At 67.3% G+C, this 13,102-nt stretch carries 13 protein-coding genes; 10 read left to right on the forward strand and 3 right to left on the reverse strand.

Going from position 1 to position 13,102, the window contains the following annotated elements; translation table 11 throughout:
• The first annotated feature begins 122 nt into the window (after nucleotides 1-122).
• Nucleotides 123-1,367: an integrase catalytic domain-containing protein gene (locus ACTJK0_RS20820; RefSeq protein ID WP_440744316.1), complete on the forward strand. Its 1,245-nt coding sequence runs from the start codon at nucleotides 123-125 to the stop codon at nucleotides 1,365-1,367.
• A 31-nt stretch (nucleotides 1,368-1,398) separates the two neighbouring features.
• On the opposite strand, the gene ACTJK0_RS20825 is transcribed toward ACTJK0_RS20820, so the two are convergent.
• A complete protein-coding gene (locus ACTJK0_RS20825) occupies nucleotides 1,399-2,088 on the reverse strand; it encodes an alpha/beta hydrolase family protein (RefSeq protein ID WP_440746469.1) in 690 nt (229 codons plus the stop codon).
• Nucleotides 2,089-2,156: 68 nt separating this feature from the next.
• On the opposite strand from ACTJK0_RS20825, the gene ligD reads away from it, so the two are divergent.
• The gene (gene ligD, locus ACTJK0_RS20830; protein WP_440746470.1) at nucleotides 2,157-3,179 is read left to right on the forward strand and encodes a non-homologous end-joining DNA ligase; all 1,023 of its coding nucleotides are present in this window, start codon (nucleotides 2,157-2,159) and stop codon (nucleotides 3,177-3,179) included.
• A gap of 108 nt (nucleotides 3,180-3,287) precedes the next feature.
• Here the strand turns inward: ligD and ACTJK0_RS20835 are convergent, their stop codons facing one another.
• Both ACTJK0_RS20835 and ACTJK0_RS20840 read right to left on the reverse strand, forming a co-directional pair.
• Nucleotides 3,288-3,908, reverse strand: a complete 621-nt coding sequence (locus ACTJK0_RS20835) for an L-threonylcarbamoyladenylate synthase (RefSeq protein WP_110543158.1) — start codon at nucleotides 3,906-3,908, stop codon at nucleotides 3,288-3,290.
• Nucleotides 3,909-3,991: 83 nt separating this feature from the next.
• Nucleotides 3,992-5,965 carry an amino acid transporter gene (locus ACTJK0_RS20840; RefSeq protein WP_440746471.1) on the reverse strand — a complete coding sequence of 658 codons (1,974 nt, stop codon included), beginning with the start codon at nucleotides 5,963-5,965 and terminating at the stop codon, nucleotides 3,992-3,994.
• Between the two features lie 183 nt (nucleotides 5,966-6,148).
• Between ACTJK0_RS20840 and ACTJK0_RS20845 the strand changes: the two genes are divergently transcribed.
• From ACTJK0_RS20845 to ACTJK0_RS20880, 8 genes are all read left to right on the forward strand, one after another.
• Complete coding sequence (locus ACTJK0_RS20845; RefSeq protein ID WP_440746472.1) at nucleotides 6,149-8,149, forward strand: DUF4118 domain-containing protein; 2,001 nt, start codon at nucleotides 6,149-6,151, stop codon at nucleotides 8,147-8,149.
• On the forward strand, nucleotides 8,146-8,862 hold the full coding sequence (locus tag ACTJK0_RS20850) for a response regulator (RefSeq protein ID WP_440746473.1): 717 nt from the start codon (nucleotides 8,146-8,148) through the stop codon (nucleotides 8,860-8,862). Before ACTJK0_RS20845 ends, ACTJK0_RS20850 begins: the two co-directional genes overlap by 4 nt.
• Nucleotides 8,863-8,975: 113 nt before the next feature.
• The gene (locus tag ACTJK0_RS20855) at nucleotides 8,976-9,407 is read left to right on the forward strand and encodes a VOC family protein (protein ID WP_440746474.1); all 432 of its coding nucleotides are present in this window, start codon (nucleotides 8,976-8,978) and stop codon (nucleotides 9,405-9,407) included.
• A 116-nt stretch (nucleotides 9,408-9,523) separates the two neighbouring features.
• Nucleotides 9,524-10,210: a hypothetical protein gene (locus tag ACTJK0_RS20860; protein WP_110543150.1), complete on the forward strand. Its 687-nt coding sequence runs from the start codon at nucleotides 9,524-9,526 to the stop codon at nucleotides 10,208-10,210.
• Nucleotides 10,211-10,229: 19 nt separating this feature from the next.
• Entirely contained in the window at nucleotides 10,230-10,736 is a 507-nt protein-coding gene (locus tag ACTJK0_RS20865; protein WP_440746475.1) for an HAD domain-containing protein, read from the forward strand.
• A gap of 152 nt (nucleotides 10,737-10,888) precedes the next feature.
• The gene (locus ACTJK0_RS20870) at nucleotides 10,889-12,136 is read left to right on the forward strand and encodes an anion permease (RefSeq protein ID WP_440746476.1); all 1,248 of its coding nucleotides are present in this window, start codon (nucleotides 10,889-10,891) and stop codon (nucleotides 12,134-12,136) included.
• Complete coding sequence (locus ACTJK0_RS20875; RefSeq protein ID WP_110543145.1) at nucleotides 12,133-12,354, forward strand: hypothetical protein; 222 nt, start codon at nucleotides 12,133-12,135, stop codon at nucleotides 12,352-12,354. Before ACTJK0_RS20870 ends, ACTJK0_RS20875 begins: the two co-directional genes overlap by 4 nt.
• A gap of 62 nt (nucleotides 12,355-12,416) precedes the next feature.
• The gene (locus ACTJK0_RS20880; RefSeq protein ID WP_440746477.1) at nucleotides 12,417-12,977 is read left to right on the forward strand and encodes a dihydrofolate reductase family protein; all 561 of its coding nucleotides are present in this window, start codon (nucleotides 12,417-12,419) and stop codon (nucleotides 12,975-12,977) included.
• Nucleotides 12,978-13,102: the final 125 nt, after the last annotated feature.

Consider the following 13,102-nt stretch of genomic DNA (forward strand, 5'->3'; position numbering starts at 1 on the left):
CGCGTTGACTCGTAAATAACCTCCGCGAAGGGGGATACGTTGCCTCATTAATAATCCTCCGCTTGGGTTGGCGGTTGCCGGGGTGGGCGGATGGAGGCTAGGCCGGGTGGATGGGATTGACGATGGCTGAGCGCAAGGCCGTGACGAAGCAGCTGGCCAGGTCCTATCGGGCCGGGGACAGGGTCCGGAAGGGAAGAATCCTGGACGAGGTCGTGGAGTTGACCGGCTGGCACCGGGATCATGCCCGGGCGGTGCTTCGGCATGCTTTGGACCCTCCGCGGCCCAGGCCGGTCAGGCCCGGCCGGGCACCGGTATACGGGGCGGATCTGCAGCCTGCTCTGGTGTTCTGCTGGGCGGTGCTGCGCGCTCCTGCCGGAAGGCTGCTGGCGGCGGTGATGCCAGAACTCGTCCCGATGCTGCGCGACGAGAAGGCCCTGGACATCACGGACGCCCAGGCGCAGCTGCTCGGGCGGATGAGCGCAGCCACGATCGACAGGCGCCTGGCCGGGGAACGGGCCAAGCTGCTGCCGCGGGGCCGGTCCCACACCAAACCCGGATCGCTGCTCAAGTCCCAGATTCCGATCCGCACGTGGGCTCAGTGGGATGACGCCGTGCCCGGCTTTGTGGAGATCGATCTGGTCGGCCATGAGGGCTCGAACAGTTCCGGACAGTACTGCTTCACGCTCACCGTCACGGACATCGCCACTGGATGGACGGTGAACAGGTCCGTGCCCAACAAGGCCCAGAGGCATGTCTTCGCTGCCCTCCAGCAAGCCATCTCTGCCTTCCCGTTCCCGGTGATCGGCATCGATTCGGACAACGGAGGAGAGTTCATCAACAACGATCTTTTCGACTTCTGCCAGGAACAACGGATCACTTTCACCCGCTCACGTCCGTATAACAAGAACGACGGGGCCCACGTCGAGCAGAAAAACTGGTCGAGGGTCCGTGAGCTGGTGGGCTACCTGCGCTACGACACCGCCGCGGAACTTGCGCTGCTGAACCAAATCTGGGAGCTGGACCGTACCTTCACCAACTACCTGCTTCCCCAGCAGAAGCTCGTATCCAAGACCCGCCACGGGGCCACGGTGACAAAGATCCATGACGCGCCGGCGACCCCCCACCGCCGCGCGGCCGCCGATCCTCACACCGAAAGGAAGGCGGCAACCCGCATGAACGCCGAGTACCGGAAAGTCAGACCCGCGGCCCTGTCCCGGCAGATCCTGGCCCTCACCGGGCAACTCGGAACCCTCGCCACCGCCAAGCAGCCAGCGCCCATCAAACCGCCAGTCAACGAGGACTGGAACCGCCGACCCAACCGGAGGTTTTCCAATGAGGCAACGTATGCCCCTTCGCGGAGGTATTGACATGAGGCAACAGGGGGCTGGCCGCCAAAGGTCAGGCCGCCTGTCTGCCGCCGGCGGCGATGAAGCCGGCCACGGGGGCGGCCAGCGAGGCGCCCACCTCGTCGGCCGGCCGTTTCTTTCCCGCCACCGCGAACGAATGGTCGCCGCCCTCCACCCACTGCAGCACGGCGTTGGGCCCGATGCGGGATACAACGTCAGCCAGGATGCCGGGCGTGGCAAAGGGGTCACGGGTGCCCTGCAGGAACAGCATGGGCGTGGGCAGCCCGTAGAGGTGTTCGTCGCGGAGCTTTTCCGGCTTGCCGGGAGCATGCAGCGGGTAGCCGAGGTACACCAGGCCTGCAGCGGCCATTCCGTCGGCAACGGCCATCGAGGCCATCCGTCCGCCGAACGACTTGCCTGCGGCCCACACCGGACCGTGGTCGCCGTTGGCGTCGGCCTGTGCCTGGGCGGCAGCCATCGCTGCCCGCCACGCGGCGATGGCCACCGGAGGACGGTCCGGGAATTTCCGTCCGGCGTCCCGGTAGGGGAAATTGAAGCGCAGGGTGGCGAGGCCAAGGGTGTTCAGGGCAGCACAGAACCCCCGAAGGAACGGGTGCTCCATGCCGGCTCCGGCGCCGTGCGCCACCACCACGGTGGCGGTGGGTGCCTCAGGGCGGTTGTAGATGGCGGAAATGGCGGCGTCACCGACGGCGACGGTGAGCTGCTGATCGGATGCGGGCATGGCTCCATCATGCCGGAGGGCAGGCGGATATGCCGGTCCGGGCCGGTGACGGGGTGTACGTTGTCCCCATGGCGAGTGAACAGACCACCATTACGGTTCCAGGTCCCGACGGCGGACGCGAGATGCGCATTTCCAGTCCCAGCCGGGTCCTGTGGCCGGACCTGGGGCTCACCAAGCTCGACCTCGCCCGCTACATCTGCGACGTGGGGGAGGCATTCATCGCCGCCAACGGCGGCCGGCCCGTGTCACTGCAGCGGTACCCGGACAACATCGACGGCGAGATGTTCTTCTCCAAGAACCCGCCGAAAGGCACGCCGGACTTCGTCAGGTCCGTCAAGGTGGTGTACCCCAGCGCCCGGTCCCATCCCCAACTCGTACTCGACGAACCTGCCGCCGCCGTCTGGGCCGTACAGATGAACACCGTCGTCTTCCACCCCTGGCCGTCCCGGGCGGAAAACACTGACAACCCCGACCAGCTGAGAATCGACCTGGACCCGCAGCCCGGGACGGACTTCGGAGACGCCGTTCCCGCTGCGCTGGTGCTGAAGGACGTCCTGGCCGAGGCGGGACTGGAGGCGTTCATCAAGACCTCCGGCAACCGGGGCCTGCATGTCTACGCGCCCATTGACCCCGTCCACGAGTTCCTGGACGTCCGGCATGCGGTCATCGCGGCAGCAAGGGAGGTGGAGCGCCGGATTCCGGACCAGGTGACCACGGCGTGGTGGAAGGAAGAACGTGGCCGGCGCGTATTCCTGGACTTCAACCAGGCCAACCGCGACCGCACCATCGCCGGAGCCTACAGCCCAAGGGCCCTCCCGCACGCCCCCGTGTCCTGCCCCATCACCTGGGACGAACTTGAAACCGCCGACCCCACGAACTTCACCATCCTCACGGTCCCGGACCGGCTCAAAACCGCCGGCGACCCCTGGGCCGACTTTGGCGCCAACCCCGGCACCATCGACGTCCTGCTCGAATGGTGGGACCGCGACTGCGACGCCGGGCTGGGGGAGATGCCCTTCCCGCCGGACTACCCCAAAATGCCAGGCGAACCGCCACGGGTCCAGCCGAGCCGGGCGAAGAAGCAGGACTGACCCCGCCCCCTTTCCCGGCCCGACGTTCCAGAGCACCCTGACGCGGACCCGCCGTGCCGTCGTCGGAAATTACGACGGCGGCACCCGCCAAAGTGCCCCGCACCGGTCCTATTCGAACCGGGACGGGTCACCCATGCCGTGCCGTACCACCTCGGCCACGCCGCTGGAAAAATCAACCACCGTGGTGGGTTCGGCTCCGCAGTCGCCGGCGTCGATCACGGCGTCCACCTGGTTGTCCAGGCGTTCCTTGATCTCCCAGCCGACGGTCAGCGGGTCTTCCTCATCGGGCAGCAGCAACGTGCTGGAGAGCAGCGGTTCGCCCAGTTCTGCCAGCAGTGCCTGGACCACCCGGTTATCCGGAATACGGACGCCCACGGTCTTCTTCTTGGGGTGGAGCAGGCGCTTGGGGACCTCGCGGGTGGCGGGCAGGATGAACGTGTAGCTGCCCGGAGTGACGGCCTTGATACTGCGGAAGACGTCATTGCCGATGTTCACGAACTGCCCCAGCTGCGCGAAGTCCCGGCACACCAGGGTGAAATGGTGCTTGTCGTCCAAGTGCCGGATGCTCCTGATCCGGTCCAGCGCCTCCCGGTTGCCCATCTGGGCCCCCAGGGCGTAGCAGGAGTCCGTGGGGTAGGCGATGAGGCCGCCGTCGCGGATGATCTTTACTGCCTGCGCGATGGCGCGCGGCTGCGGGTCGTGGGGATGAACATCAAAGAATCGGGCCATGCCCCCGAGCCTACGTTCCCCGGGCCCCGCTGCACCACGTTTCCGTTGCGCGGCGGTTGGGGCGGAGGTTGTTGCGCTTCCGGTCAGCCGACGTGCACCCACGGCCTTCGGGTGACGTCAGGCTCGGCCTCGCGCAGGATCTCGCGGGTGACCGGAGCGATCTCGCCTTCGCCCAGGACCAGGAAGCGGAGCAGGTTGGTGACCGGGTTGCCCTCGGTCCAGCGGAAGTAGATGTGCGGCATCAGGCCGGTGACGTCCCGGATATGCAGCAGCGCGGAGGCTATGGTGTTGGGCACCACGGGGCCCTGGACTTCCAGCACGGGAAAGCCGTGCCGGAGAACACCCCGCACCTCCAGTGCTGTCTCGAAGTCGGAGGAGTCGCCCACCGTGACTTCCAGGAACAGCGGGGTGAAGTCCGCCGGGAAGTGGCTGGCCTCCGTGGCTGAGGCCAGTTTCTGCCGGTACGCCTCGGCGGTCTGCCGGAGGGGCTCATGTGCGATGATCCCGATCGGGCCGGACACGGTGGACGCCATGAATTCCAGCGCCTGGGTGTCCAGCCGGACGTGGGTGGCGTGCAGTTCGAAGGAGCGCAGCACCCGGGACAGCACCGAAATGGTGATGATGCCCAGGATGAAGAACCCGGCAATCCGGATGCCTTCCGGCCGTTCGAAGATGTTGGCCACGGTGGTGTACATGAAGATGACGGCAATGATGCCAAAGCCTGCTGCCCGCCGTTGCCGGAGCCGGCGTGCGGACAGGGTCACCGCCACCGCGGCGGATGTCATCAGCACCAGCACACCGGTGGCGTACGCCCCGCCCTGGGCATCGACGTCGGCCTTGAAGAGGATCGTGACCAGGAACCCCGTCAGGGCGAAGACCAGTACCAGGGGCCGCACGGCTTTCGCCCACGCCGGTGCCATCCCGTACCGGGGCAGATACCGCGGCACCAGGTTCAGCAGCCCCGCCATGGCGGAGGCGCCTGCGAACCAGAGGATGGCGACCGTGCTGAGGTCGTACACGGTGCCGAAGCCCGGGCCAAAGTAGGAGTGCGCCAGGAACGCCAGGGCACGGCCGTTGGCGGCCCCACCGGGCTGGAACTCCTGCTCCGGGATCAGCACCACCGTTGCGAAACTGCTGGTCACCAGGAACGTGCTCATGATCAGGGCCGCCGTGGTCAGCATCCGCCGCGTCCCCTGGATGCGGCCCACGGGGTGTGCCTCGGTGTCATCGTCGCGGCCGCGGATCTGGGGCATCACGGCCACGCCGGTTTCGAAGCCGGACAGGCCAAGCGCCAGCCGGGGGAACACCAGCAGCGCCAGCGCAACGGCCATGAGCGGGTTGCCGTGGCTGGTTGTCAGGGCGTCCCACCAGTCGCTGACGGCCACTGGATGGCTGACTGCTTCCGCCAGCGCCCGTGCCACCACTACGACGTTCAGCGAAAGGTACGCGACCACCAGCACAACGGCGACGCCGATTGCCTCCTTGAAGCCCCGCAGGAAGACCGCGGCCAACAGACCAAGCAGCACAAGGGTGACGGCGACGTTCTGGCCGTGCAGCCAGTCCGGGGCATAGGGGTTTTCGATGAGGTGGGCGGTGGCATCCGCGGCGGACAGGGTCATGGTGATCATGAAGTCCGTCGCGGCGAAGCCAAGCAGCACCAGCACCAGCAGCTTGCCGCCCCAGCGTGGCAGCAGCCGCTCGAGCATGGCGATGGATCCTTCGCCGCGCGGACTCTCGCCGGCAACCCGACGGTAGACAGGCAAGGCCCCCAGCAGTGTCACGGCCACCAGGACCAGTGTGGCCAGCGGTGAGATCGCCCCGGCCGCCAGAGCCGCAATGGCCGGCTGGTACCCCAGGGTGGAGAAATAGTCCACGCCCGTCAGGCACATCACCTGCCACCAGTGCTGTTTGCGGTGCCGCTCCGGAACGACGGCCCCGGGCCCCTGGTGGGCGCCCTTGGCATCCTGCAGCCCAAAGAGCAGCCAGTCCCGCACGGCACTCCTGCCGCCCCGCGGAGGTGCCGACGGATCGGCGGGGGGCCTGCTCATGGTCGTCATCAAATGCCTTCCGTTCCCGGCCGGGCACGGCGCCGCGGCACAGCCGAAAGTAGCACCGGGAATGCCGCGGGTGACCGGACAACAGGCGATCTTGATGCATCCTTAACGCCCATGTGAGGCAAGGCACAAGGGCGTCCGCCGGCTGGTGCCACCCCTGTGCACAATGGTGGAAGAATGTGCCTCATGGCCAGGGAACGCATCGTCATCGGACTCAATGGCAGTGCGGACGGCGACCTCCTCGTGCGCAGGGCCGCAAAGCTGCTGGAGCGGGCGGCCGGCGGTGAACTGCTGGCCATCCACGTCCACACGCCGTCAGGGTCCCGCGGCGATTCGCCCCATGCCCTCGAGTCCCAGCGGCGGCAGGTCGCGGACCTGGGCGGAAGCTACCACGCCCTCTCCTCCAGCGACGTTGCCGCCGCACTTATCCAATACGCCCGCGCATCCCGCGCCACGCATATCCTCGTCGGTCAAAGCCGGCGCCGGCCGGCGCTCCTTTCCGGCGGCAGCATCGAAGCCCGGGTGGTGCGTGCGGCCGGGGACATCGACGTGCAGGTGGTCCCGCGGCCACCGGCCTCCGGGGCCGGCAGGCGGCGGACCGGACTCGGCCGGAGGAGGATCATGGCCGGGTCTGCACTCGCCGCGGTCCTGCCTCCGGTTGTGCAGCTGCTGCTGGCGGCCTTTGACCACGGCGTTGCCACGGCAGCGCTGCTGCAACTCGCCGGAGCCGTGGCCGTGGCCTTGGTGGGCGGCCTGTGGCCGGCCATAGCCGGGGCCCTGTGGAGCAGCCTGCTGGTCAATTACTTCTCCACCCCGCCGCTGCACAACCTTGCCATCCGCGACCCGCAGGACGTCATCTCGCTGGCGGTCTTCGCAGGCGTTGCGGTGGCGGTGGCGGGCGTCGTCGACCGTTCCGCACGGCGCTCGAAGGAGGCCGCCACGGCCCGCGCCGAAGCAGCCACCCTGGCCGACCTCGCCCTGACCGCATCCCGGGAGGAAGACAACCTCATCGGGCTGCTGGCAGAAGCGGTGGGCGTTTTCGGCGCGTCCGGGGCCGCGGTCATCAGCCGAACCGTTCCCGGCGCAATCTCCGCCGGCGGCGAAACCGGGGCTGCAGTTGAAAAGGGCGGAACGGCCGCGGACGGCTCAAAGGCTGCCGGCACCGGACTCCACCCGGAGGCGGATTCCTGGCAGCTGGTGGCGGCAGCCGGCGATGTCACCCGCCTGCCGGACAGTCCTGCCGATCCCATGACTATGGACGCCCCGGACATCACGATCGAACAAGTGGACGAGGACACGGCGCTGGTGCTCCTGGGCCCGCACGTGCCACCTGCGACGCGCAGGCTCCTTGCCGCCTTCGCGGTCCACGTCAAAGCCCAGCTGGAGCGCCGCCAGCTCGCAGCGGCCCGCCACGAGATGCTTCGGCTCGCCGAGGGCAACACCATGCGGACAGCAATCCTCCGGGCAGTCTCCCACGATCTGCGCACCCCGCTGGCCGGCATCAAACTGGCTGCCGGCGGACTCCTGCAAAACGCTGTTTCGTACACCCCTGCCGAGCAGCGCGACCTGCTGGAAACCATCGACGCCTGCAGCGACCGGCTGGACCTGCTGGTGGGTAATCTCCTGGACATGTCCCGCATTACGGCGCGGTCGGTGGAACCCCTGCTGGGCCCGGTCCGCTGGGCCGAGGTGGTGGAAGCCGCCCTGCGGGGCCTGCCGGCAGGAGCGGTCAGCGTGGAACTGCCGGCCAACTTGCCGCCGGTGGACGCGGACCCCGGCCTGCTGGAGAGAGTGGTGGCCAACGTCCTGGAGAACGCCGTGAAGTATGGAGCCGGGACCCGGGTGGTAGTGACCGCCGGCCAGGACGTGGGCGTACTTGCCGGGCACCCCTGCGGTGAGCTGCATATTGTCGACCACGGCCCGGGGATCCCGGCCCGTAAAGTCGTGGAAATGTTCCGGCCGTTCCAGCGGCTCGACGACGTGTCCCGGTCCTCGGGGGTAGGGCTGGGGCTGTCGGTGGCGCGTGGATTCATGGAGTCGATGCGCGGCACCCTCACAGCCCGGGAGACGGCGGGGGGCGGGCTGACCATGGTGGTCCGCCTGCCGCTGTCCGCCGGTGTTCCGGTGGGGGCAGCCACTGCGGGCCCTCCCCATCAGGTCCCCGGCCCCGGCAAAGTGCAGCCATGAGCGGCAACGGTGCCGAAGCTGCCGGCGGGGGCCAGGCGAAGGCCAGGATCCTGGTGATCGACGATGACCCGCACCTGCTCAAGGCCCTCCGGATCACGCTCACGGCGCACGGTTACGCCGTGGACACGGCAGTGGACGGTGGATCGGCCCTTGCCGCTGCCTCCCGCCAGGCGCCGGATGTGCTGGTCCTGGACCTCGGCCTGCCGGACATGGACGGGACGGACGTGCTGCGGGACCTGCGACGGTGGAGCACTGCGCCCGTCCTGGTCCTGTCCGCGCGGCACGGATCACCGGACAAGGTGGGCGCCCTCGATGCCGGTGCTGACGACTACATCACCAAACCCTTCGGCCTCGACGAGTTGCTGGCACGGCTGCGTGCCCTCCTGCGCAGGGTCCCGCAGGCCGAGTCGCGCGCCCTGGTCACCTCCGCCGGGTTCACCGTGGACCTTGCTGCCCGCCGGGTGCTGCAATCCGGAGAACCTGTCCGCCTCACCCCCACTGAATGGAACATCCTGGAAATCCTGGTCCGAAACCCGAACCGGCTCATCTCACAGCAGCAATTGCTGTCCGACGTCTGGGGGCCCTCCTACCGGAAGGAAGCCAACTACCTCCGCGTCTACATGGCCCAGCTGCGCCGGAAGCTGGAGGAGGATCCCGGCAACCCCCGGCACCTGCTGACCGAAGCCGGCGTCGGCTACCGTTTCGTCCCCTGAAACGAGGGATGAACAGGGGAGGCGTCCCCTACCCGGCAACAGCAGGATAGGGCAGGATGTTGTCTGCCCAGTCCTGGCCGGCCAGTTCCGGCCCCAGCGAAGGAGATCCCGCTATGCCAACGATCCTCAATCCGTACATCAGCTTCCGTGACAATGCCCGCGAGGCAATGAACTTCTACCAGTCGGTGTTCGGGGGCGAGCTGACACTCAGCACCTTTGCCGACTTCCAAGCCAGCGAGGATCCGGCGGAAGCCGAGAAGATCATGCATGGCATGCTGACCACCACCCAGGGCCTGGTACTCATGGGCGCCGACACCCCGAACAGCATGGAATACCACCCCGGTTCGTCCATCTCCATCTCCCTCAGCGGCGAAGATGAGGGCGAGCTGCGCGGCTTCTACGAAAAGCTGAGCGCCGACGGGGGCAGCGTGACAGTCCCCATGGAGAAGTCACCATGGGGTGACGTCTTCGGCATGTGCACCGACCGCTACGGCGTCGCCTGGCTCGTTAACGTCAACTCCGCCCAGGCCGCACCGGCACAGTGACACGGCCGCAGCGGCGGCAGCTGCAACAGGCTGCCGCTGCACCAGGGCGGCCCTGACCGCCGTCAGGCATCTGCCCCTCCCTTGAGGCCGGACACCAGGGCTGCGAAAATTGTTGGGTGAGGCCCTTGATGGAGTTCCTGTACGACAAATGGTGGATGGTGTTTCCACTGATGGCGTTGGCCGGCCGCTGGGCAGGCGGCTGGCGGCGCGCCGGTGAGCGCCGGCACCGGCGCCGGGTGGAACTGTACACGGTCCGGAACCAGGCGCGGGAGGCCGAAAGGGCATCCGTTGCCGAGGTGCAGGCACTGATGGCCACCCACGATGCAACCAACCGGCGGTGGCTCGAGTACGAACTCGATGTCGGCAAGCTCATCGACTTTCCCCTTATGACGGATGTCCGGGAGCCGCTCACCGTCGCCTTCCTCCGGGCCAAGCGTGAAGCTGACGGCCAACGGCCGGCCTCGCCGGAGGAGCTGAAATCCGTGGCCGCACTGGACGCGTACCGGCAGGCAGTCAACAATTTCGCGGTGGCACTCGACGTCGCCGAACACGAAGCCCTGCGCATCAGGGACAGCAAGTTCACCGGACCGGAACGCGAACGGCTCGCCACAGCAAGAAAACTGCTGATGATCGCCGAAAACGAGGCAGCGACCCCGGCAGAACGCCAGGCAGCGTACAAGCGGGCCCGGCGGGAGCTGGATGGCCTGATTGTCCTGCCGGACGCCACATTGGCGGCCCTTGAGGAGCGGCTCGCCCCGGAACTGGACGCGGGCCCGCGGCCACCGCAGTTCCACCAGGGCTGAAGCTCCCGGAGGGCGCAGGGTGGTGCGCACGCTCTACCTGGACGTGGACGGCGTCGTCTGTCCTTTCAGTCCGGAAGGGCAGACCGGCTGGGGGTCCCGCTGGCACCGCGCCCAGGCGGGAATGCTGCCGGTTTCCTTCGCCCCTGAACTGGTGGCCGGGCTCAACTCGCTGGCGCGCGTTCCCGCGGTGCGCTGTGTCTGGCTCACCAGCTGGGAGGAACTGGCCCCGCAATACCTGTGTCCCGCCGTCGGCCTGGCCGGCACCAGCTGGCCTTACCTGGCGGCAGATCGTGCGGCCGGCGGAAGCGGCTGGTGGAAACTCCGCGCCATCCAGGAAGACATCGAAAAGACCGGGCCGGATGCTGTCGCCTGGGTGGACGACCAGCTCGGGTTCGAAGCGGAAGCGCAACGGTGGGCGCGGTTCCTGGGCCGGCGCATCCTCACCGTTTCACCGCACCCGCGCCGCGGGATCACCCCCGCGGAACTGGACCGGATCCGCGGGTTCCTGGCCCGCCCCCTGTTTTGACCTTATGCCCGGGACGCGTACGATCGATAAGGTTTCCCGCCGGCCCCGCCATCGCCGCAAGTCATTCCAAGCGAACAGCTGGTGAACTATGCTGTCCACGGCAGCCTGGTAAGAGAAACTGCTGAACGTCGACTCTGCAGATTGGGCAACAGGTGGATATCACCTTCATGGTGGCGCTGGTCATCGCGCTGGCACTATTTTTCGACTTCACGAACGGCTTCCACGACACGGCGAATGCCATGGCAACACCCATCGCGACGGGTGCCATCAAGCCCAGGACCGCAGTGGCCCTGGCGGCCGTGCTGAACCTGGTGGGCGCATTCCTTTCCACCGAGGTGGCCAAGACGGTGTCCGGCGGAATCATCCGGGAAGGCTCCGGGGGTGTCCAGATCACCCCGGACATCATCTTCGCCGGGCTGATGGGAGCCGTGCTCTGGAACATGGTCACCTGGATCAAGGGTTTGCCCTCCAGCTCGTCGCACGCGCTCTTCGGTGGGCTGATCGGCGCGGCTGTGGTTGGCGCCGGATTCAACTCCGTGAACCTGGAGACACTGCTCCAGAAGGTCATCCTCCCCGCCGTCTTTGCCCCGTTGATCGCAGGCCTCGCCGCCTACGTCTGTACGCGGCTGGCCTATGCCCTGACGTCGCGGCATGATCCCGAAACCGGCACCAAGCTCACGCAGAAGCGTGGTGGCTTCCGAACCGGCCAGATCTTCACCTCCAGCCTTGTGGCGCTGGCGCACGGCACCAACGATGCCCAGAAGACCATGGGCATCATCACGCTGGTCCTGATCGCCGCCGGAAGCCAGGCTCCCGGTTCCGGTCCCCAGCTGTGGGTGATCACGTCCTGCGCCCTGGCGATCGCCATCGGCACCTACGCGGGCGGCTGGCGCATCATCCGCACCATGGGTTCCGGCCTCACCGAGGTCAAGCCCGCCCAGGGCTTCGCGGCCGAGACCAGCACCGCGTCCGCCATCCTTGCTTCCTCGCACCTGGGCTTCGCACTTTCCACCACACAGGTGGCTTCCGGGTCCGTGATCGGCTCCGGCATGGGCCGCCGCGGGACCACGGTCCGTTGGAACATGGTGGGAAAGATCGCGCTGGGCTGGCTCTTCACCCTCCCGGCCGCAGGCGTTGTTGGAGCCCTGACCGCCCTGCTCGTAAAGACCGGGCCCGTGGGCGTGCTCATCGCCGCCATCGCAGGCAGCGCCGCGGTCCTCTTCATGTTCTTCTACTCGCGCAAGTCCTCCGTGGGCCACCAGAACGCCGTCGAGGTCGAGGAAGCCGGCCAGGCGGTCCGGTTCGCAAAGAAAAAGGCGATGGCCCGGGCACGGGCCGAGGCCAAGGCAAAAGCCAAGGCAGACGCCAAGACCAACAAGCCCAAGGAGAATCGGCGATGAAATGGTTGGAACTCCTGACGGTCGCAGGCGCCACCCTGGTAGCCGCAGCTACGGTGGTAACCCTGTACGCGCTTGGCGTCCGGTTTACGGCCATCGCCGCCGATGCAGAGCAGACGTCCCCCGGACTTAAGCGTTCCTTCGCCTACATCTGCTTCTGCCTGTGCGGCATTGCCGTCCTCATCGGTCTGTACCTGATCATCCCGTACTTCTCCAAGTAGCGCCGGACACCAGCACTGCCCTGGCCGTTGGCCCGGGTAGTGCTGTTGGCTACGATGGGGCCATGCCCCGCATCCAGTACTTCGTCGCTGCGTCCCTGGACGGCTTCATTGCCACGCCCACGGATGATCTGGACTGGCTCCTGCAGTTCGACGGGTTCGAAGGCGGTGAGGACAGCTACAACGGCTTCATGGCCGGTGTGGGCTGCATTGTGATGGGCGGGGCAACCTATGCCTGGCTGATGGATCACGAACCCGGCAAGTGGCCGTACGCGGGGACGCCCTGCTACGTTTTCACCCACCACGAATACCGCGCTCCGGACGGCGCCGACATTACTTTTGTCCGCGGCGACGTGGGCGAATTCATCGCCGACTTCCGGCGCTCCGCCGGAGACAGGAACATCTGGGTAGTGGGCGGCGGCAACCTCGCGGCCCAGTTCGCCGATGCAGGCCTGCTGGACGAGGTGATCCTCTCCGTGATCCCGGTGGTACTGGGCGCTGGGAAGAGGCTGCTTCCGTTGAAAGGCCCGACGCCGCCACTCCAGCTGGCCGCGTCCCGCACCCTGGGCAGGGGCGTTGTTGAGCTGCGCTACCTTTTGCCTGCGGCTGGGGACACCGGCGCCTGAGGCTGCCTGCCCTAGGTGTACTGAGTCAGGACGTTGGTTACATCGTGAATAGGTGAGGACCTCTTGGGTTGGTGGTTACCACACACAGCCAACGACTAAGAGGTCCTCATGTCTCACCGTAATGC

Origin of the sequence: Paenarthrobacter sp. 22069, assembly GCF_052046035.1 — a bacterium.
Classification (GTDB): domain Bacteria; phylum Actinomycetota; class Actinomycetes; order Actinomycetales; family Micrococcaceae; genus Arthrobacter.

Bases quoted from the DNA above. Each gene is read 5' to 3' on its own strand.
- ACTJK0_RS20820 (WP_440744316.1), top strand. From the start codon at position 123: ATGGCTGAGCGCAAGGCCGTGACGAAGCAGCTGGCCAGGTCCTATCGG.
- ACTJK0_RS20825 (WP_440746469.1), bottom strand. From the start codon at position 2,088: ATGCCCGCATCCGATCAGCAGCTCACCGTCGCCGTCGGTGACGCCGCC.
- ligD (WP_440746470.1), top strand. From the start codon at position 2,157: ATGGCGAGTGAACAGACCACCATTACGGTTCCAGGTCCCGACGGCGGA.
- ACTJK0_RS20835 (WP_110543158.1), bottom strand. From the start codon at position 3,908: ATGGCCCGATTCTTTGATGTTCATCCCCACGACCCGCAGCCGCGCGCC.
- ACTJK0_RS20840 (WP_440746471.1), bottom strand. From the start codon at position 5,965: ATGACGACCATGAGCAGGCCCCCCGCCGATCCGTCGGCACCTCCGCGG.
- ACTJK0_RS20845 (WP_440746472.1), top strand. From the start codon at position 6,149: ATGGCCAGGGAACGCATCGTCATCGGACTCAATGGCAGTGCGGACGGC.
- ACTJK0_RS20850 (WP_440746473.1), top strand. From the start codon at position 8,146: ATGAGCGGCAACGGTGCCGAAGCTGCCGGCGGGGGCCAGGCGAAGGCC.
- ACTJK0_RS20855 (WP_440746474.1), top strand. From the start codon at position 8,976: ATGCCAACGATCCTCAATCCGTACATCAGCTTCCGTGACAATGCCCGC.
- ACTJK0_RS20875 (WP_110543145.1), top strand. From the start codon at position 12,133: ATGAAATGGTTGGAACTCCTGACGGTCGCAGGCGCCACCCTGGTAGCC.
- ACTJK0_RS20880 (WP_440746477.1), top strand. From the start codon at position 12,417: ATGCCCCGCATCCAGTACTTCGTCGCTGCGTCCCTGGACGGCTTCATT.